The following is a 20,533-nucleotide window of genomic DNA, read 5'->3' as shown; positions in this document are numbered from 1 at the left end:
ATTAAACCAGGTAACTTTCAGCATCACACCAGCCCCCGTTCAGCCATCGACACCGTTTCAGTTCCTGCCACAATAAAGTGATCAAGTAACCGCACATCCAGCATTTCGAGTAGCTCCTGAAGCTTTTTGGTCAACTTGATATCGCAGCGGCTGGGTTCAGGCTCGCCGCTGGGGTGGTTGTGGACAAGGATGGCTGCGGCGGCGTTATGTTTCAGCACACGCTTGATAACTTCACGGGGGTGAACGCTGACCGAGTTTAGCGTACCCCTGAACAGGATTTCGCGGTGCAGCAGCTGATTCTGATTATCGAGCAGGATGATGCCAAACTCTTCATGTTCAAGCGGAGCCAGCTCAACCATCACACACCGCCGGACATCATCAGGGGAGCAGAGCTGAACCCCACGCTGGTAGTATCTACTGATAATGTCACGCGCCTGGTCGAGGATACGGGTTTCACGCTGGGTAAATAGGGTCATTTCAGAACTCCCGTTCAATGAAGTAAATGGCGTCGGGAAACAGCTGGCGGCGGGTTACGCCAGTACGCAGGGAGAAAGCTTTACGTGGCATGGTGGTTCGCCCGTTGCTGTCGAAGAAGCAGAGCGTTTCTTCATCCATTTTGACCAGAAGGGACCAGTGAAACTGGTCGCTGAGCATAATCAGGCGGGAGTAGTCAGTGACGTCCAGAAACCGCTGCATTTCCCTGAAAAGCCGCCCGTCTGATAATCCCCGCTTCCCGGCAAAGGGTCTGGTGATTTGAACCGGAAACTGGCGGCTGTAATGTCCTTTCTGCAACACCTGAGCTATCAGCCAGTCTAAACGGTCTTCTTCAATCCCTTCAGTCAGCCATTCCTGCAAAGGCCAGCGCTGCTGATAAGTCTGAATAAGCCGGTTCATTAACGGGCGTCGTTTCACCCTGCCGTCAAACAGCCAGCTCAGCATGTTAACCATGCAATAAGCACCGCAAAGACAGTCCAGTTCGCCCTGTTGAGACGCACGTATACCTCTGTCAGTTCTCACAGATAATTCCCCATAAAGTAGTGATAGTTAGTGCAGAGGGGTTAGCTTTCCCACAGGACGGTAATGGTGTAGACGTTCATGGTGTGATACTGAATAAAGTTGGATTGCCAGAGTTCAAATAACTCCCTTCCTGCATTAACAGGCAGATCACCAACATGAGCAAGAAAGACATATTGCTGACTCCAGCTGATATCAATTTCCTTTTCCAGTTCGGGGTATACCACTCCCATATAACTGAAGTCGGTAATGTAATCAAAATACCATTCGTCATTGCGTGTAATAATCCGTATTTCGACAGGATGGTAACCGCCCGTTTCGGCGCTGTAAGTCAGATCTTTAAATAACAGACTAACAGCGGTAATTCTGGCTTTATGCGGCGGTGGATTTCCCGCTTCATTTAATATGATATTTATTAATTCCTGATCGACGGGCATAGCTAGCCCTTCCTGATGGACAATATTCATCAGTGATTTTCCTGTTCAACATATTCTGATAAGACGTTATGTTTGCACCAGCACAGGTGGGGTTTAATCACCTAATAAATGGTAAGTGCATGACAACGTACTGACTGGGTGAAAATATAGTTCACCCACAATATTATTATACCAAAAATACACTTTCAATGCAAATAGTAACACCAAGAAACTAATATGTGGTTCAGAAATGAAATAACTGACAATAGGTTTTTATTCATTATTAAGTGATGGCATACTTTCCATTCTGCCATGTCAGACAGGTCAGGATTCCGGGGTGGTTCCTTCTGTCTGGCATAGCGGAAAACTGACGCTATCACACCTTCCCGTTCAGCTTTTCAAAGAGGCGCTTACGCTCATCTTCGGGCAGCTTCATGATTTGTACCGCCAGTTCAGAAACATTAGGACCCTGAGACATCAGATCGTCCTTTACCAGCCTGAGGGCCTGCTCCATCAGTTGCGCCCGCGAAGCTGGCGACATATTGCGATACAACTGTATCCAGAGGCTAAGCTGGCGATCGCTGTCGGTGATAGTAAACGCTTCACCCTTAGCCCTGTTTCTCTCATCATCAAGCGACATTGTGGCTGCGCTGATATGGTAAACCACACCTTTCCCGGCAGTCCTTTTACGACGTATTTCCGGGTGCAGAGATGCCAGCTTCTCCAGGCGCATCCTGGCGCCACGCGCAGTGCCTGGCATCCCCTCAACATGAGTGAATTCCTCTGCTGTCAGCCAGTCTTTTCCCTCTTCAACAGAAGCTTCAGGATGGGTCGGTATAGACGATACTGCTTTCTTGCTGCTCATATAAATTTCACCAGATATCAATGCGTTAATATGAAAACCAACAAATAGATACCAAAAGAACTTGAAAGGTATCTTTTATTCGCATTTAATATCCATGTACTGATTCCATGGAGTTAATACTGTGCGTAACTCAACAGCATCGCAGAAAAAGCAAAGCAAAGGAAGTTCAGGGAACTGGCATCGTGCCGATATTGTGGCAGCACTTCACAAGCGAGGGTTAACGCTGGCGTCACTGTCACGCAGTCACGGCCTTGCGCCACGGACATTAAATAACGCCTTAGAGCGTCATTATCCCAGGGCTGAGTGCATTATTGCCGGAGCTCTGGATACCACACCGGAAGCATTATGGCCGGAAAGGTATGCCCTTAAAAACGGAACTAAAAGCAGGTAAAGGATGTAGTAATGGCAACCACCATCACTGAAATAACGGAATGCTTTGAGTATTTTTTCAGTTCTCTTTATCGCAGGGAGTTCGTCAAAACCCTGCGTCTGAACGAATGTAGCGAGCGGGAATTACTGCCTCTGGTACGTTGCTATTTGCTGGGTTGGTTTGCAGATAACGTCTCACCGGAAGTAAAAAGCAAGCTGCCAGGAACTGTATCCGGGCACGGTTACATTGATTTTGTCATTGATGATGTAGCCGTTGAGTTTGCAGTACGTAAACCAACTGCGGCACGTTCCAATGTCTCCGCGACAGTCAACAGTACAGAAGTAAAGAAATTGATGAAGCACGATGGCAAAGCCTTGCTTGTGCTGTTTGATTTCTCTGACACGCCCTACTCAGAAGAACAGATCGAATCTTTCCGTAATTGGCCCTCCCTGGGTCGGGGGAATCACCGTAAATCAGCTTTCAACGTTGTGTATTTCTTTGTGGAAAAACGCAGACCGCCGGCACTGGGGAAAATCACCAAAAACATTCGTATCAGCTAACAGGATATTTAATGATGAAGAGAATTGTTACTGCATTAGTACTGACAGCCTTAGCCCTTCCGGCAATCGCAGCCCAATACGCTAAGCCGGGTGCTGTCTTAACGCTAAAACCAGGGAATGGTAATGCAGAGTTCAGCATCAACGCATCAACCAAAGATGGTTCAGGGACCTGCAACATGGACGGTACAGCACAACAAATAGCTGCTGGTGAGAATCAGAAACGCCGTTGGATCTGGAACGACAGTTCCAGTCAGTGTGTTGCAGTGCTGAGTGAAATGAAAAATGGGAAAACCAGCGTTATGACTCGTGGTTGCGAAGGATACTGCGGGGCTTCGGCAGCAGGCGCAATGGATGGTCAATACAGCAAAAATTAATAAAACGGCACTTTGATTTGAAGGAAAAAAACAAATGAAAATAAATATACTTCTGTTACTGATTGCAGCGGGTTTAATAGTAGCCTGCGGCGATAAGACACCAAAATGTAATAGTGATGACGCTAAGAACCTGGTCGTTGATATAGCACGTAAAACGATAGAGAAAGGAATGACCCTAGATAAGGATGTGCGTATTTGGGTCGAGAACGTCAGGACGGTAAGTCATGAGTCGGGTCTTGATATCTACCAGTGCGCCGCCGATTTAACTTTCGCCAAACCAAACATGAAAGACTCATTACCTATTACGTACCGGGTACAGAAAACAGAGGATGGAAAGGGGCAGTTTTATATAAATGTATATGGCTTATAAAAGTAAGTTTTATATTATTATTTAAAAAATTCATCCTCAAGTTTAATTTAACACACCTTCAAAAAAATATTTCTCCTGAATTAATTATTGTAGTAGAAGCAGCCATTACTGGTCACTTCTACTACATTACCTAACTTTTACCGATGATAATGTTTCTGTTTCTACGTTCGGATTAATATTCCAGTTAAAACATTCTCGCCATAGAGGATTTTTTAAGCACTTAAACCCACATATTAGTATTTTCTTGGAAATCAAGCCCTACTCGGGTTTGCGATACACCAAACTTATGCAACAGATTCAGAGCATACTCATAACGCAACTCTGCTACAGCGTAAGCAGCTAAGGGACGTATAACTAATGGTTTACCTTCGACAGCAGAATCTTCACGAACAGCGGTTACAGATACTTTATGTCCGTCTCCATATCGACCTAGGTTGTTGGCATAAAATGTATCCCAAGGTGGGTTATCTGTACCCAACCAATATGCTTTCGGTGTACCATCAATGTTGAGGTAAATATATTCATTCCGATTCGCTTTACTATTTGCTGTTTCTAAGTTCACATTGGTAAATCTAACCGCTTTAAAAACCATGTGTGATTCCCCAATACGTGACTGCCATTGAGTCACCTTTTGCCCAGGAACCAGATCACAGGCAGGAGTAATGCATACCCATATATCACCTTCGATATCCAAAACTGTACCAGTGATAAGATGATCATTATTTACTTCCATAGAACAAGAGAAGGCATTTAGATGTCCTAACGCTAAGTCTTTATTATTCATACATTCACTAAAGAATTTCTGAACAAATTCTTTACCGTCGTTTGGGCTGTCATTTTTAGCAACTGACATTATCTTTTTAGAAAAATCACGGAGTACTAAGCGTGAGGCTGTTGCTAATTGTTCCCAATGTAAGTTAATTGCCTTGTCATGAGCTGAATCATCATTAGCATGTTGAAGAAGATTGTAGAGCCAACCTGCTTGGGCATATCTATTACTTATAATTCTAGAAGCTTGTTCTATCCCATTTTCATCTAATTCATAACGCATTTTTGCCATTAAAAGATGCATGGGAGAAGCATTATGTTTGGTTAACGCCACGATAAGCGCGTCAATAAGTTCGCGCTCGGGGTTTTCCTCACTTTTTCGGATAACCGAAATGAAGGTTTTACCCGTGCTAATATAATTGGTATCGCTATCCCAATGCCATTGTAAATCAGCTCTAGATAATCCGTCGATGTTAACTTCATTTCTCACCAAAATCTCATGAAAACGCCATTTCATTAGATCGATACAAGTTAAACCAGACTCTTGAACAACATCATTTATCTCGGATAAAAATGGATTTAGTGGATGTGTTGGTTTTCGTGGATTGATAAACTTTTCAGGGGAATCCGAAAAATAAACATTAAATACTTCACGAAGGTTTATTTCTTCATTGACCCAACGGTAATCCCTTCCGTCCTCATGCGCATCCAACCACTCATTCATTCTTTCAATTGTATCTTCAGAGGGAATCAACGGATGAGCAGGATCAATATGAATAAAATCTATTAAAATTTCTTTAAATACATCTTCTATATCACCTACATATCCCTTGGTATGCACCAGAGTTATATTGTAGTGATTATTCTGATCAAGCGACTGAATGATTTTACGGGCACGAATACCTTTATCTGCGGCTGCATCTCCATCGAGATGATAGTCTAACACAATTAGATCACTATGATGAATATGTGGAGGTATCTCTTCATCCCCACCGAAATTTGGTGTTCCACCATTGAAAACATCTATACTCCACTTATAAGTAGAGTGACACATAGTAATTATTTTCTTGAGTCTCTCTGTATTTGCACCTACTAATGCAAGAGTTTCCTCACCACCAACAACCTCTTGATTTCTTTGTTCAATCAATGAAATAAGCGTAGGATACTCATCATCAATAACAGTAACGTTACGGATAGGTTTTATAAAAGCTTCCTTTATAAGATCAGGATAAGTCATTACCATATCAGTCATTGATCAATCCTTTAAACGCAATTGCAAAATTTGCACCGTTAAGTTTTTTGAAAGAGTCTCGAGCCTCATAGCGAATACGATGTCCACCAGCCATTAGGTTTTGTTTACATAGATAAAGCCCTACACCTCTCCCACCTTTTTGTTTCCGAGTGAAGAACAGGGTAAAGAGACTTTCGAGATCATCAACATCTACACCAGGACCATCATCACTGATAAACACCTCATTATCCGAATATGATAGTAATATTTCTTTTTTATTGCCTTCACTCCTCTGCACCCAATATATGGAATTGTTTATTATATTTATAAATACTGGGAAGATTCTTGACTGCAAATCCATAATCGATATATTCCTGAATTCAGGAGTGCATGAAAGCTTTATACCTGCTGTCGAGAGTTGTTTAGAAAAATATCCTGTTATATATTCCTCTATACCTAAACCTGTAATTTTCTGAATCTCTTTCTTCCCGGATAGTTTTAGAGGAGAAAGAAATTTAAGCTTATCAATTAATGAGTTATGGCAATTTAATGCCACATCGATATTTTTCGCTTGAGTAGGAGTCAACTGATCATCTTTTATCACTTTCAATGCATAGGTAAGCTCTTGATCTAATCCATCAAGTTCATGACCGATAATTTCGACTGTAATTCCGAGCTGCGCTAGCGAATGCAACCGAGCTAATTCATCTCTATAACGAACGGACTCATTCATGCTGTGGATGGCGAGGCCTTCCAGATCAATCTGTTCATTAATACGCTCAAGTGCTGTGACATATGGAGATAATTTTTGAGCATTTTCTATTTCAATTTTCTCTTGTTCGTGATCTAATTTCTCAAGCACTACTGGTAATGATATTCTCCTAAGGTTTAAGTCCTCAAGACTTTCTTCCATAACAAGTTTATATTGCTCTCGGCAATTTTTAATTAACTCTTCGAGTTCAACCTGCTGCTTGACAAGCATTTCTTTACCGCGGGAAGCATATCTTGTAATGCTATTATTGATACTTGCCAATTTGCTGCGATAAACTTCATGTGCTTTTTCGTAGTCACTTTTTTGTGTAGAATCTGCAATAGCTTTGTTTATTACATATGAGAGACCCTTGACCATCTCTTTGCAAAGTAATTCTTCTTTCCTATAAGCTCGATAATCTTCTTCCAAACGACCAAGATTTGTAGGTATAGGACTCAATGAATAGCCCTGAATTTTCTCAATAAATTCATCGGTAGTTTTCTTAAGCGCTTGTAGCTCATCAATTGAATCTAAACTCAATCTCCCTGCCAGATTATCTTTAAATTCAGATAATGTGGTTACAAGATTTATTAGAGATGCCATATTACGTTTTATTGACGTCCGTATACGTGTGCGTTCCTGGTTAAGTAATTTACTCCTATCCTCATCGGCCTTTAACTGAGCTTTCTTTTCTCTGAGATCATCAATTGTGCTTTTTCGCTCTTTAGCAAGCCTACCAAAGTGTTTTTCTGCTGAATCTAAGAGAATCTTCTCAACTATTTCACGAAACAGTTTTGAGGCGCGATTTTCAATAAACCCTTCTCGACCAGCTTTGTCCTTCAAGTTAGGATTGTCTTCGCGCGTTATAGCGATACGCCCAAACATACGACGGTTAGACCAAAAGTACCGTCCAGCATTCTTAGATCGCCGTTCTTCAATTGAGAAGTAATCACTGTCAGCCCGTCCATATGGCATAACTCTTAGCCCATCTCGATAAACTTTCAATCCACCATATTTTTCTGACTGTTCAATAAAATATGCATGCTGGGAATCATTCAATGACGAACTATTATAATTCCATTCAAAAGATCCAATTCGTAAGTGAAATGGACCAAAAGCGCTATCTTTTCGTGTTTTGTACACTTGTTTCGGTTTTATTGAATATTCTTCAATCCATTCGCCAAAAACCCTAATTCTACCTTTGAAATAACCTTCAGCATCTACTTTCCCTTCAATGATATGCTCTAAATCCTCAAGATTTCTTAGATCAAACTCTCGATTTTCTCCAATGATTGTCCTCGGCACATCATTAATCCAACCAGTGACGCTATATGAAAAATCGTCTATTACCGATTCATCATTATTACGGGAGAAAGGGTCAGTGAAATTTGAAAGTGTTTGAAAGAATCGCTCCCGAGTACTTTTTTCAGTGTCATCAGCTTGATTAAGCTCAGTATTTGATAACTGGATATAAATATCATATTGAACATCAGCGATAAACATGGCTGTTCCATGTGAAGAATCACCTGACCATACACCCCATTTACTAAAATGGTTTTCTTTGAATACATCTTGTATCAATGTTTTTTCTATTTTTTCTTGAGTAGTAACTTCTAATCCATCTTCATTTTCTTGTTTGCTAAAAGCATTCCAGGCATCCGCTATCCGTTTTGTACGAGCAGGATCATCTGAGTTGCCCCATATATTCCCCATCATCTGGTCAAATAATTTTGGAAGTACCTCTGATAGATCATTTTTATGGTTAAACTCGCTGACAGGGATTTGAACATCATTCAAAAATAAGAACGGGTTTTCAAACAACCGCCAATCTATAAGAGCCGCAACATAATCACTGTTTTTTCGTTTTGAGATGAGTAATAACAGTGGTCCCAAAGCTGCCGATGACAGGCGACCAATCCCTTTTTGACCTTGCTTTGGACGCTCCGGTAAACCATCTCGATCATTTTCAGGAATAGAGAAACCATTAGTTTTTGATTCCGTCCCTACAATGAGCCATTTTGATTCAAATTCGTTACGATTCATACCGTGGCCATCATCAACAATGGCTGAAATCTTCAAATCCCCATCAAAGATGTGAAGACTTACTTGTCTTGCATAAGCATCATAAGCGTTCTTCCAAAGCTCCGATATAGCTGTAGGACAGTCAGCTATCTGCTCTCGCCCTAGATGATCAATCGTCCTTGCTCTAGTCTGAAACGTAACATGTTGAGTCATTTTGTACATTCCTTACCATAATCTACTTCCCTGGAATTATTTTTAACCTCATGGGAAGGCTGCGTTGATAGTAGTTTCATTATTGTTCCCAGCAGCACTTTACCAAGTTCCACAGGGACAGCATTTCCAATTTGTTTAGCAACAGACATTGATCCCCCCAAAAAGGCATAATCGTCAGGGAATGTCTGTAAACGCGCAGCATGCCTGAGAGAAATCCCCTGCGGTAGCCACGGATGAACAAAACGGCCTTTCGAAGGGTTATTACAACCCGTAGTAACAGTATTTGATGGTATATGGGGATAGATTCTTCCATACACATCCAGATGGCCACTGTAATTTTTATGACAATCCAATATCCTTCCCGATTCAGTTCTGTCCCCTAAGAGAGGGGTGTTTTCAAACAGAGAAGTCAGTTCAGGAGAATGCATCATATGAACATGACATGGATCATTGGAATCTACGGGTTGACCCCAATTTAACGACTTAATGCAGGTTTCAGCGTCTTCCATTGTGAAATCAAATTTCTCAATAAGTCTATCTTTTAGCTCAATCAATACTGATTGAGGAGGACGTTCAAACACAGTAGAAGATGTTGCCCACGCCCTTGAACCCGATTTGGTATGAGTCGCTTTTGGAGGCCATTCAAAACCATCAGTGCATATGTCTTTTCTTACTGCGAGTATGAAAGCACGCTTACGGCTCTGTGGAACACCATAATCTCTCGCATTAAGAATGAAGGGTTGATCACCAACGATTTGATAGTCATGTGCTCTCGTGAGAGCGATAAAATTGTTCAAATACTCTGCATGGCGAGGCCAAAGGAGACCCGGCACATTTTCAACCAGAAATACTTTTGGTCTTAGATTCTTAACGAAATCAAAGTAACGTATCAATAGAGCATTTCTTGGGTCATCTTTTCCTGCATCATTAATGCGGTGTGATGAAAACCCTTGACATGGCGGACCACCGAGCAAAATGTCAAGCTGACCCTGCTTGATGCCCTGAAACTTCATCATAGAGCCAATATCAACATCATTGATGTCTTGGGAAAACACCTGAGTCTGTGCGCCAAGCTTCTCAACAAGGTTATAGTAGTAAGTATCAGAGGCTTGCTTATCAAGCTCAATTGCGGCTTGAACATCAATGCCAACCTCAAAGGCTGCTAGCGAAAAACCTCCCGCACCAGCAAATAAATCAATTGCTTTCAATTTAATCTTACTCAGACTTTTTAAGTTTTGATGCCAGCATTATACGCAACATTTGTATCAGATACCCCCAGTTAATGTTACTAGTGGAAAATCGTGTGATCCGTGTTATCTCTATGATATCAAAAGCACCAAACACTCTTTACTGCGACTAACAACAGGATTGATACTAGTTTTTATGTACATGGGATGGCCTGGTTGATGCATCAGTAACTTTTTAATCGTTGAAACTGCGTGGCTTACAGAACAAAAAAGCAACAGCAATATGACATTTAGAGAGGATGTATGGAAGAAATAGAGCATTTTACCGATGATCGGCACAAAGCCTGGTGTATCCATTGCGGTTCGCCCATTATTGATCGTCATACAAACAGAGATCACGTTCCGACAAAAGGGTTACTAGAAAGACCTCTGCCGCCCCATGTACCACAAGTCGAAGTATGCAAGGAATGTAATACCAGCTTTTCATTGGATGAAGAGTACTTCGTTACTTTTCTGAGTTGTGTGGAGGCAGGAAGCACAGACCCTTCAGCGCAGAAAAATCCAAAAATCGGGAGGGCACTTACACGTAACCCATCCCTGGCTGCTCGACTACAGGCAGCTAAGCAGATTACAGTGGATGAATATGGCAGACAGCAGATTCTTTGGCTACCTGAAATAGAACGCATACATCGGGTTATTTTGAAAAATGCCAGAGGCCATGCTTTCTACGAGTACGGAGAGCCAATGTTGGACGATCCAGTCTCTGTAAGTGCCGTTCCGCTAATGTCTATGAATCAAAACCAACGTAACGACTTCGAAGAAACTGGTGGACCCTTTGCTGGCTGGCCTGAAGTTGGAAGTAGAATGATGACTCGTGTCATGACAGGTCAAGACTTAGATGATGGTTGGGTTATTGTTCAAGATGACATCTATCGATACGTGGTATTTCAACAAGGCATACTGACAGTCCGCTCAGTAATACATAACTATCTCGCAACTGAGGTGGTTTGGGAATAACGGTTTAATGGACACCATTTGATCACCAACGCATAGATTTTTTGACCAGTTTTCGGCCAAAAGTGAATGCCATACTTCCTAAATTGTTGCTTTTGATAAAGTGAGTACATAAATGAGTACGAATTATTAAAAATTAAATAAAAATCGATTAAATCAAAAGAATAAAGAATAAATCACGGTTCAACGTCTAATTGTTGTCTTATGAGGTTTCAATAAACCTCGTAAAGGCCACAAAAAGCCATAAAATCCACGCAATTGCGTGGATTTTTTATTTATAGCGTATCCGTTGATATCATGGAAGTGCGGTCGGAACTGAGTATAGCGGTGGTTATAATCTGAATAGCCACCCATTTTGTAGACGCCTTAAGTGGTTGTAGTTATAAATTATCCTTTGTATGAGGCTTCTTGTCCGCAATGACAGGCGGAAGTCGGCTAAAAACGATATTACATGTTATTTGATCATATCCAGAATGTCTTGAGCCTTTTGAAATAGCTCGTCATAAGTGACAATCTCAACGTTTGTCATACTATTTCTGAATAGCTCAAATGATTTGTATTGACTATTATCTTTAAGCTCCGACTCAAGTGTACCAATAACAATTAAGCATTTAGGGTTGAATGCCAAAAATGAATCACCTCCGTTACCTTCACTTAGTTTGAAATATTCCTTCATTAATTGGTCTTTATAATTTAACACCTGAACAAATGCCCCAGATAGTTCTTCGCTAATTGAATAGGCATTAGTTCTATATCTTTTCCCCAGCAATATCGTCTTTGGGGTCTTTATTTCGACCAATACTATATTTCCAGTCAGTCTGCTTGCGTAGATAAAATCGACAAGATTACCACCCGAATTGTTTATCGATTTTCCACCAACATAGCATTTACTGCCTAACTGAAACATACTTTGCGGAAATATCTGTGATAATACAGCTGGACATTTTTGTAGAAGAGTTTGCCAGAATTCCTCGGATGCATTTTCACGATTTACTTTCCAAACACCTATTGCTTCCTCTAAAGAGATTTCGACCTGCTCATCCAGCTTGACCTCTGCTACACACTTCGAGGCAGACACTATTTCTGATATTTTATTTAAATGTTCTTCCCTGGCCTTTCTTAGCCACTCAGTCGAATATATTTCCGGCTGTCTGTCAATAATCGCATGATGATTCGGGCACAACAGAAGATAGTTTTCTGTTTGAAATAGTTGGTCTGCATTTTTAGAAGGGTTGTGTCTTGGCCCGTGAGAGTGAATGGCTTCAATCGAAGCTATTTCACCAATAAATGATGAGTCCTGAAGCATGAGGTTTTGATCACAACCTGGAAACGAGCATCGATAGCCGCTCAATATAGCTACCTGCCGCTTCACGCTAGCGGAGAGATAACGTCTTATCTTTCTCTCAAAGGTTACTTGTTCCGCCTCAAATTCCATTAGCACAACCTCAACTTTCGCAGTGTATTTTATTTATCCTGACGCACATCTTGCAGATGCGTACAACATATTCGAGTATCTTTACCTGCATCATACGATTTTGTCAGTAGATTTCCACTCACCGTTTTTGAGTGAAGATTCTCCGCAATGAGCATAAATCTGCCCGAAACGGGTATTCATGAACGGAAGCTTTACTCGTCATTGACCCATCTTCGTGAAAGAGTCACCTTTCACGAATAACAAAAATCCACGCCAAAGCGTGGATTTTTTTCATAACGCTGCACTTCACATTAATAACCAGCCGCTGACTGCCTGGACGGGCAATCTCACCCGACTACCCCTGCTCTGCCGCTATTAAATAGGGCGCAATGCTCGCTAATTTCTCCCGGGTTTCCGTCAGTTCGCGTTCCGGCGTAGATTGCGCGATGATTCCCGCCCCCGCCTGTATCCAGCAGCGCTGGCTGTCCTGAAATACGGAACGCAGAACTAGCGCCGCATCAAAGCGCGTATCGTCCAGCAGCAGGATTGCGCCGGAATAAAGCTCTCGCGGCGTCTTCTCAATTTGCATAATCGCGTTCAGGGCAGCATTTTTAGGGATACCTGAGGCGGTAATCGACGGAAACAGCACGGTAAACGCATCCCAGGCATCCTTGTTTTCCGCAAGCTGACCGCTCACGCCAGACCCCAGATGCTGAACGCTGCCGCGCTGGCGAACCGACATTAAATCTTCAACCACCACGCTGCCCGGCTGGCAAACGGCCTCCAGTTCAGCAATAGCTTCTTTGACAGAAAGGATATGCTCAAGCACCTCTTTACTGTCGTGCAGCAGTTCTGCCTCTTTCGCCTTATTATGCTCCGGGTTTCCCATGCGATCGCGGGTGCCCGCAAGCGGTTCAGTGACCACTTTATTGCCCGTCACTGACATCACCAGTTCCGGGCTAAAGCCCAGCGCTTCGCGTCCTTCCTGACGGAACATAAACGAGCGCACAGGCGTGTTTGCCTGCCGCCCGTATAACAGCGTGGCAGGCATATCAATCCGCGATGGCAGGGGAATGGCGCGCGAGACAATCACTTTGACATACTCACCACGGCGGATCTCTGCAACGGCGCGTGCAACCTGTTGTTTATACGCCTCGCCATTGAGGGCGGTATCCACCGCCAGTGGTGCGTTCTGCGTCGTTGTACTGGCCTCTTTTACCCACTCGCACAAACGTCGGCACCCGTCGGCGGAGTCCGCATAAACGGTGACATTTCCCTTTTCAAAAATAAGCTCTTCACGGGGAACGGTTAACGTCAGCAGCGGCCACTCCCCGGCGTCAAAGGCAATCCCCCGCGCATGCGCCGCAAAATTGAACCCAACCTGTCCATATACCCGACGTCCTTTCACCTGAGGATGCGCCATAAAACGACGCGCGCAGTCGGCAATGGAATCCACCGCCCATTTTTGCTCCCCGGCATCATCAATAAATGTCGCCTGCGTTCCGTCGGCATTAATGTGCAGCCGTGCCTGGCACCCTTTGCCTAAATACCAACAGGGTTGACGCTCATAGACATAACACTCTTCTTCTGCGAACTGGCGTAAAACGCCAGAAATCGTCGGCAGCCATTGTTCCTCTGGTAACGCCAGGTGTAAAAATTCACTGATTTTCATCCCTTACCTCTCTGTGTTATTCCCGGATCAATCAATTGCGCTGGTCATCAGTTTTCTTGCCGAATGCAGCCGGATATAAGCAACCCACGCCGCCAGCAACGTGAATGCCCCGGCAAACAGGAAGCAGGCCGCATAGCCAAAATGTTGAGCAACAACGCCGCCGATAACGCCTGCCAGAATGGCGATTGCCGCGTCAGTACATTGAAAGAGGGTGAAGTCGACACCGGCCTGCAAAGGCGATGAAAGCGACATCAGCGTGGCGTAAAGACAGACCAGCGCGCAGGCCAGCGAAATGGACTGGACAATGACCAGACACTGGAGAATCGGCAGCAGCAGATGACCCGGCGCCATCATGAGCGTCATCACCACCGCCAGCAGCGCGATCCCCTGGACGCCATAAGCCGTCAACAGCGCTCTGCCGGGTGAGGTGTATTTCATCAGTAATCCACCGGCCAGCGTTCCTGCTATGCCCGCTGCAATATTGCCGCCGCTGAACAGCGCGCCCAACGCGGACATGCTCAACCCATGATCCAACAACAGCGGCGCCAGGAGAGGCAGCACAAACCGCATGCCTGAATTCAGCATCAATACCAGCAGTAAGCCCAGGCGTGCCTGTTTCCTCCTTAGCGCATAACCTAACGCCGGAACATGCGGGATAGTCGCTGTTCGCGTCGGCTCCGTAATGCGCCACAGCGGGAGTGACAGCGCCATAATCAGCACCGCCATCATCAGCATGGCGACAGGCCAGCCGGATGCTGCCGACAGCATCAGAAACACCCCGCCGCCGCACATCATTCCCAGATAGCTGCCGCCAACCTGCACGCTGTTTCCCCAGCCGTAACCCGCGCGGGTCAGTTGATCGACGCAAAAGCCGTCGCTGGCGATATCAATGGTGGAGGCGACCGTGCCTGCCACCATAAACAGAACAAATAACGCGACGATTTGCGTATCGGGAAATCCCCCTTCTCGCCCAAACCAGCCAATCGCTGCGGCAATCATCAGGATCGCCGCTAGCGCGACCTGACCACGCAGGATTAACATCCGCGAACGGCGTTCCTGGCTACCGGGCGGAAGCCGCCAGCGCTCGATCCACGGCGCCCAAATAAACTTCAGCGCCCAGGGCAGCATGAACAGGGTTGTCGCACCGGCAAGCGCCAGCGAGCCGCCAGCAGCGCGCACCAGCGCGGGTAAGGACTGCATAGACAGCGCCGATACCAGGCTCTGCGTCACATAGACGCCGGCAATAGCAAAAATCACCCGCCCGGTCGTCAACGTCAGCGGTTTCACATTCGACTGAACATCACTCATGCACCCACTCTCCAGACGCGGAAACCTCTTCGTCGCGCCACACGCGCGCGGCCATTTGCGCCTGCCACAGCGCCTGATAACGTCCATGACGGGAGATCAATTGCGCATGAGTACCCTGCTCCACCACCTGTCCCTCTTCCATCACCAGAATGTTTCCGGCCCCGGCGATGGTGGATAAACGGTGAGCGATGATAATCACCGTCCGGTTGTGAACCAGGTTATCGATCGCTTTTTGCACCGCCAGCTCGCTTTCAATATCCAGCGCGGCGGTCGGTTCATCGAGAATGACGACCGGCGCGTTTTTCAATAACGCTCTGGCAATGGAAATCCGCTGGCGCTCGCCGCCCGATAGCTGGCCGCCCATCTCCCCCATTGGCGTCAGCCAGCCTTGCGGAAGACGGGAAATAAACTCAAGGCACTGCGCCGCGCGGGCGGCCTCTTCCACCTCCTGTCGCGTCGCCTGTGGGCGCGCGATACGGATATTCGCCAGCAGCGTGTCATCAAACAGCCAGACATCCTGGAAAACAACAGAAATCAGGCTATTGAGCTGTTCCGGCGTCAGGCGGCGAATATCGACGCCGCCAATAGAAATCTGCCCTTGCTGCGGATCGGCATAACGCATTAACAGTTTAGTGACCGTGGTTTTGCCTGCGCCGGAGGCACCCACCAGCGCGCTCATACTGGCTGCCGGGAACGTCAAAGAAACATGATTAAGCGCGTGGCCGTCGCCTTCTTCGTAGCGATAGCTGACGTTGTCAAAGCGGATATCATAACGTTCCGGCATCTCGCTTTGCGCTGCGACGGGAAGCGGCGCTACCGCCATAAACTGCTCAATCCGTTGCAGGGCGCTGGCGATCAGTTCCACAACCGAGGTGTAGCTGATAAACATCGCCATCGGTTCTGCAAAGCGCATAATCATCGCGACGGCGGCAATCAGAAAGGCGAGGTTCAGAGTGCCCGTCACCACCCAGACGATCCCGGATAACACCACCACCTGTAGGCCCAACTCCACGACGCTGGCGATCAGCATCGTCGCGCCAGCGCCCTGACGGTGAGTGCGGGTCTGTAAGTTTTCCAGCGCATTGAAATGCGCCAGCAGCGCCCGGCTTTTATCGGCATCGCTGCCGCAGGTGCGCAATACCATCATCCCCTGAGCAAATTCAACGATATCGCCGCTCAGACGCTGGTGCGCTTCCCCCAGCGTCTGCATTTGTCGCCGCATCGCCGGGCGGCGCCAGTAATAAAACGGCACCAGCAGAGGGAAGATCAGCAACATCACCAGCCCCAGCCGCCAGTCTATCCACAATGTCGCCAGCGACGCCGTCAGCGGCGTGACAATGGTGAGCAGCAAAATATTGGCTATCGCAATAACATAATTAAGGTTTTCATCCACGCTGCCCAGCAGCAAGGCGTTCATTTCGCCCGCCCTGCCGCGCTGGAGCTTCTCCAGCGGCACGCGGCGTAACTGCTCGCCAAGTCGCAGGCGCAACTCATGGGTGGCCTGCGCCAGATGACCACGGTATTCAAAGCCCAGGCCATACCAGCGTAGCGCCAGCGTCACAATCGCGGCAACGCTGAAGGCCATAGCCCAGTTAAGAAGTTGCGGCGCGTCTCCCCGTAACAGCGCATCAATGATTGGATAAAGACAGGCAAAAGCGATCCCCTGCATGAATGCCGCCAGCAACAGCGCCAGCATACTGCGCCGCAGCATCCTGGCCTGACTGCCAACGCTGGAGATAAGCTGGCGCCAGATGACGCGCCAGGCCAGGTTATCCGCAGGATTATTGTCTTTCATTTTCCACCACCTCTTCCTGTGTTCCACCCGGCACCCAATGCTGCGCCTGCTGATAGTGTTGCCAGAGCCGTTGATACAGGCCGCCCTGCGCCAACAGTTGCGTATGGTTCCCCATTTCCCTGAGCTGTCCGTCGGAAAACAGCAATATCACATCGGCCTGAGTCACCATTGAGAGACGATGCGCGACCATGATGACCGTCCGGCCGCGCATGGCCGCCGCGAGCGCTTTGATAAGCGCCGCTTCGTTTTCCGGGTCAGCAAACGCCGTCGCCTCATCAAGCACCAGGATGGGGCGATCCTGCAAAAGCGCCCGGGCGATAGTGATGCGCTGCCGCTGGCCGCCGGAGAGAAATACCCCGCGCTCCCCGACTCGCGTGTTGTAACCTTCTGGCAGCGCGCTAATAAAATCATGGGCCTGCGCCACTCTGGCCGCCGCTATTACCGCCTCCAGCGGCGTATCCGGCGCGCCCAGACGAATGTTATTGGCTATCGTGTCGGCAAAAAGGAAGTTGTCCTGAAACACAAACGAGAGTTGCTTCATCAGGGTGTCCGTCTGCATATCACGCAGATCCACGCCGCCAATACGGATATGGCCTTTGTCCGGGTCGGCATAACGCAGCAGCAAGCGCGCCACGGTGCTTTTTCCGGCGCCGCTTGGCCCGACCAGCGCCACAATTTGCCCGGCAGGCACATGAAAGCTCACCTCCTGCAACGCGGCGCCAGTACGCGCTTGCGGATAATGAAAGCTCACCTGCTCAAAGGTAATGCTCGCCTCTTTCGGCTGCTGGTCAGACAGCGGCAGCGATAACTCCGGCATCGCGAGAACCTGATAAATACGTTGAATGCTTAAACGCGTTTGCGCGACCAGGTTATTGAGCATCATCATTGGCATTACGGCTTCGGCCATTCCGCTGCCCAGCAGTAAAACGGCCACCCACGCGATAAAATCGAGACTGCCATAGTGCAACAGGCCGTATCCCGACCAGATTAGGACAAACAGGGTCGGGAGAGGATTCAGAATCGAGAAGGAAAAACGCGCTGAAAAACCGGCTTTGCGATACCAGGTTTTGAGCACATCGACCCACTCTTCAAGGGCGCGTTGATAGCGCAAAAAACTGGTGCTGCCGCTATCAAACGTTCTCACCACGGGCATGGCCTGCACGAACTCAATAACCGCCGCACTGACCTGCTCGCGCGCCTTATGATAACGCTGAGCCATATCTTCCGAACGCTGGCGGGCGAGCACGAGAACAACCGATCCAAACGCCAGTACCCCCAGCGTCGCGATTGCCAGCCGCCAGTCCAGCCAGAACAAGATAACGATTGTCGCCAGCGGCATGATGATCGCGCGGGCATAGAGCGGCGTGCTGTCGGCCACAAAGATATGTAACGACTTCACGTCATCCAGCATCACTTTCGCCACTGACCCGCTACCCATTTGCTGTAACACACCAGGCGGAAGCTGCAATGCTTTACGGGCTAACCTGCTGCGCAGAATGTTCTCCAGATGAAAAGCCGCGTAATGAGAGGTATTGAACGCCTGCAAGCGCAGAACAAAAGTTAAGACCACGCAGCCGATCACGCCGCCCAGCGGCCAGGCCGGAATAGCGTCAGGCGTCGCGCGAATGTCACGCAGGCTCCACGCCAGAAAAAGGAGCGCCCCCAGGCTGGTTAATGCCGCCAGCCCCGCCAGCGCCATAGCTAAAATAACCTTCCTGCGAACCGGTGTAATCACCTGCCAGAGAGGAAATCGGGACAGCGATTCAGTATTGGATGATTGAGATGACATGGGAGTAACTGAATTTCCTGATGAATTTTTACGGACGCCAAAAACGACAATTCAGGGTGGCGTTCTGAGAATTAATGTGAATAATAACCATTATCAATAACTCATCTACCCCATTCGGTTCTATTTATACCCTAAATAGTTCGAGTTGCAGGAAGGCGGCAAGCGAGGGAAGCCCCAGGAGCTTACAGAAGTAAGTGACTGGGGTGAGTGAGCGTAGCCAACGCACATGCAACTTGAAATATGACGGGTATATGCCCGCATTGGTCTAAGCCACAGGGAGATAACCAGGTCATGACGGAGTCACCGCAAACGCAATCTGAAATCTCTATTCACCAGTTGGTGGTCGGGAAACCTGCAAACGATGGCAATATTCCTGCTCAGTGTGAACTGCTGCGCTGTTCGTTGCAGGAAGGTATGGATATTTTGCTCTGGAGGGGCCATTTTGCGCGGCCTGAGACGTTGCAGCTACACGACGATCTGGGCAGGATTAACTTCTCGTGCATCCTGGAAGGCACATCGCGCTTTGCGATTCAGGGACTCAGGCGCCGCACCGACTGGGAGCTTGCGCGCAATCGCCATTACATTACCCATACGCCAGACTGCCGCGGCAGCGCCTCCTATTGTGGCCGATTCGAGAGCATTACCCTCTCCTTCAGCCCTGAAACCCTCGCGCTGTGGGTGCCGGATATTAGCGCGGTCATTAAGAATAAGATCGACTCCCACTGCTGTTGCCAGCAGCAGCGTTGTAATGCTGAAACCCACTTAACGGCTCAGGCCTTGCGTCACGCGCTGATGCGCATGCACGGCGGCTTCAGCCATGAACAAAAGCCGTCAACGCTATGGTTGCAGGGGCAAAGTCTGGTCATGCTCAGTCTGGTGCTGGATGAACATCGCGAAGACGCCAGTTGCCTCTCCTGCCACTTCAACCCGATGGAACGCCAGAAACTGCTGCGAGCGAAGGATCTGCTGCTGGCTGATCTGACGCAAGCGCCGGGCGTCGCGGAGCTGGCCAGAGAGTCCGGTCTGAGCGTTCTCAAAATTAAGCGAGGCTTCCGCGTTCTGTTCAACAACAGCGTCTATGGCCTGTTTCAGGCTGAACGAATGCAGGAAGCCAGAAGACGCCTGGCCAACGGCAATACCTCCGTCATGACGGTGGCGGCCGATCTGGGCTATGCCAACGCCAGCCATTTTTCTGCCGCCTTCCAGAAACAGTTTGGCGTAACCCCTTCGACCTTTAAACGCGTGATGTAACCGGGGTCGCGCCCCCCTAAACTCCTCCCTGACAGAGGCCCGGATACCCCATCCGGGCCTCTGTTCTTTCCGCCTGTTACCAACCCGAAACGGGCATAAATAAACCCGTTTCGGGTAGCATCCAATTGTTAATAATTATTATTCTCATA

18 protein-coding genes are annotated in these 20,533 nt (G+C 47.2%); 6 read left to right on the top strand and 12 right to left on the bottom strand.

Annotation, left to right across the window (positions count from 1 at the left end; genetic code table 11):
* Positions 1–23: 23 nt before the first annotated feature.
* From radC to FD428_RS09885, 4 genes are all read right to left on the bottom strand, one after another.
* Positions 24–476: a DNA repair protein RadC gene (gene radC, locus FD428_RS09900; protein ID WP_114847834.1), complete on the bottom strand. Its 453-nt coding sequence runs from the start codon at positions 474–476 to the stop codon at positions 24–26.
* A gap of 1 nt (position 477) precedes the next feature.
* Positions 478–939 carry a hypothetical protein gene (locus FD428_RS09895; RefSeq protein ID WP_114847925.1) on the bottom strand — a complete coding sequence of 154 codons (462 nt, stop codon included), beginning with the start codon at positions 937–939 and terminating at the stop codon, positions 478–480.
* Positions 940–1,058: 119 nt separating this feature from the next.
* Positions 1,059–1,451: a DUF2787 family protein gene (locus tag FD428_RS09890; RefSeq protein ID WP_114847924.1), complete on the bottom strand. Its 393-nt coding sequence runs from the start codon at positions 1,449–1,451 to the stop codon at positions 1,059–1,061.
* A gap of 355 nt (positions 1,452–1,806) precedes the next feature.
* Positions 1,807–2,295 (bottom strand): hypothetical protein, encoded by a 489-nt coding sequence (locus FD428_RS09885; protein WP_168190567.1) that lies wholly within the window; start codon positions 2,293–2,295, stop codon positions 1,807–1,809.
* Positions 2,296–2,416: 121 nt separating this feature from the next.
* Here FD428_RS09885 and FD428_RS09880 point away from each other — a divergent pair, with 121 nt between their 5' ends.
* The 4 genes from FD428_RS09880 to FD428_RS09865 are packed head-to-tail and all read left to right on the top strand — an operon-like array spanning position 2,417 to position 3,969.
* Positions 2,417–2,686 (top strand): helix-turn-helix domain-containing protein, encoded by a 270-nt coding sequence (locus FD428_RS09880; RefSeq protein WP_114847833.1) that lies wholly within the window; start codon positions 2,417–2,419, stop codon positions 2,684–2,686.
* An 11-nt stretch (positions 2,687–2,697) separates the two neighbouring features.
* Positions 2,698–3,225 carry a hypothetical protein gene (locus FD428_RS09875; RefSeq protein WP_114847832.1) on the top strand — a complete coding sequence of 176 codons (528 nt, stop codon included), beginning with the start codon at positions 2,698–2,700 and terminating at the stop codon, positions 3,223–3,225.
* A gap of 14 nt (positions 3,226–3,239) precedes the next feature.
* The gene (locus FD428_RS09870; protein WP_114847922.1) at positions 3,240–3,599 is read left to right on the top strand and encodes an acyl-CoA dehydrogenase; all 360 of its coding nucleotides are present in this window, start codon (positions 3,240–3,242) and stop codon (positions 3,597–3,599) included.
* 34 nt (positions 3,600–3,633) lie between these two features.
* Positions 3,634–3,969 (top strand): hypothetical protein, encoded by a 336-nt coding sequence (locus tag FD428_RS09865; RefSeq protein ID WP_114847831.1) that lies wholly within the window; start codon positions 3,634–3,636, stop codon positions 3,967–3,969.
* A 220-nt stretch (positions 3,970–4,189) separates the two neighbouring features.
* On the opposite strand, the gene FD428_RS09860 is transcribed toward FD428_RS09865, so the two are convergent.
* From FD428_RS09860 to FD428_RS09850, 3 genes are read right to left on the bottom strand one after another with little or no spacing between them, the layout of a single operon-like run.
* Positions 4,190–5,989 (bottom strand): response regulator receiver domain, encoded by a 1,800-nt coding sequence (locus FD428_RS09860; protein WP_114847830.1) that lies wholly within the window; start codon positions 5,987–5,989, stop codon positions 4,190–4,192.
* Entirely contained in the window at positions 5,982–8,954 is a 2,973-nt protein-coding gene (locus tag FD428_RS09855; RefSeq protein WP_114847829.1) for an ATP-binding protein, read from the bottom strand. Before FD428_RS09855 ends, FD428_RS09860 begins: the two co-directional genes overlap by 8 nt.
* Positions 8,951–10,162 carry a DNA cytosine methyltransferase gene (locus tag FD428_RS09850; RefSeq protein ID WP_114847828.1) on the bottom strand — a complete coding sequence of 404 codons (1,212 nt, stop codon included), beginning with the start codon at positions 10,160–10,162 and terminating at the stop codon, positions 8,951–8,953. The genes FD428_RS09855 and FD428_RS09850 overlap by 4 nt, the downstream gene beginning before the upstream one ends.
* A 282-nt stretch (positions 10,163–10,444) precedes the next feature.
* Between FD428_RS09850 and FD428_RS09845 the strand changes: the two genes are divergently transcribed.
* Positions 10,445–11,158 carry a hypothetical protein gene (locus FD428_RS09845; protein ID WP_123907479.1) on the top strand — a complete coding sequence of 238 codons (714 nt, stop codon included), beginning with the start codon at positions 10,445–10,447 and terminating at the stop codon, positions 11,156–11,158.
* A gap of 451 nt (positions 11,159–11,609) precedes the next feature.
* On the opposite strand, the gene FD428_RS09840 is transcribed toward FD428_RS09845, so the two are convergent.
* The 5 genes from FD428_RS09840 to ybtP form a co-directional block, all read right to left on the bottom strand.
* The gene (locus FD428_RS09840) at positions 11,610–12,590 is read right to left on the bottom strand and encodes a Shedu immune nuclease family protein (protein WP_114847826.1); all 981 of its coding nucleotides are present in this window, start codon (positions 12,588–12,590) and stop codon (positions 11,610–11,612) included.
* A 334-nt stretch (positions 12,591–12,924) separates the two neighbouring features.
* Positions 12,925–14,241: a yersiniabactin biosynthesis salicylate synthase Irp9/YbtS gene (gene ybtS, locus FD428_RS09835; protein WP_114847825.1), complete on the bottom strand. Its 1,317-nt coding sequence runs from the start codon at positions 14,239–14,241 to the stop codon at positions 12,925–12,927.
* A 27-nt stretch (positions 14,242–14,268) separates the two neighbouring features.
* Entirely contained in the window at positions 14,269–15,549 is a 1,281-nt protein-coding gene (gene ybtX / locus FD428_RS09830; protein WP_114847824.1) for a yersiniabactin-associated zinc MFS transporter YbtX, read from the bottom strand.
* Entirely contained in the window at positions 15,542–17,344 is a 1,803-nt protein-coding gene (gene ybtQ / locus FD428_RS09825; RefSeq protein ID WP_047066781.1) for a yersiniabactin ABC transporter ATP-binding/permease protein YbtQ, read from the bottom strand. The genes ybtX and ybtQ overlap by 8 nt, the downstream gene beginning before the upstream one ends.
* Complete coding sequence (gene ybtP, locus FD428_RS09820; RefSeq protein WP_162790479.1) at positions 17,331–19,043, bottom strand: yersiniabactin ABC transporter ATP-binding/permease protein YbtP; 1,713 nt, start codon at positions 19,041–19,043, stop codon at positions 17,331–17,333. The genes ybtQ and ybtP overlap by 14 nt, the downstream gene beginning before the upstream one ends.
* 381 nt (positions 19,044–19,424) lie before the next feature.
* Between ybtP and ybtA the strand changes: the two genes are divergently transcribed.
* On the top strand, positions 19,425–20,384 hold the full coding sequence (gene ybtA, locus FD428_RS09815) for a yersiniabactin transcriptional regulator YbtA (RefSeq protein ID WP_047051938.1): 960 nt from the start codon (positions 19,425–19,427) through the stop codon (positions 20,382–20,384).
* Positions 20,385–20,533: the final 149 nt, after the last annotated feature.

The sequence above is a fragment of the Citrobacter sp. TBCP-5362 genome, assembly GCF_005406305.1.
GTDB classification, from domain to species: Bacteria; Pseudomonadota; Gammaproteobacteria; order Enterobacterales; family Enterobacteriaceae; genus Citrobacter_B; species Citrobacter_B koseri.
Note: the sequence above shows the minus strand (reverse complement) of the source record. Positions and strands in the feature narration are given on the sequence as shown.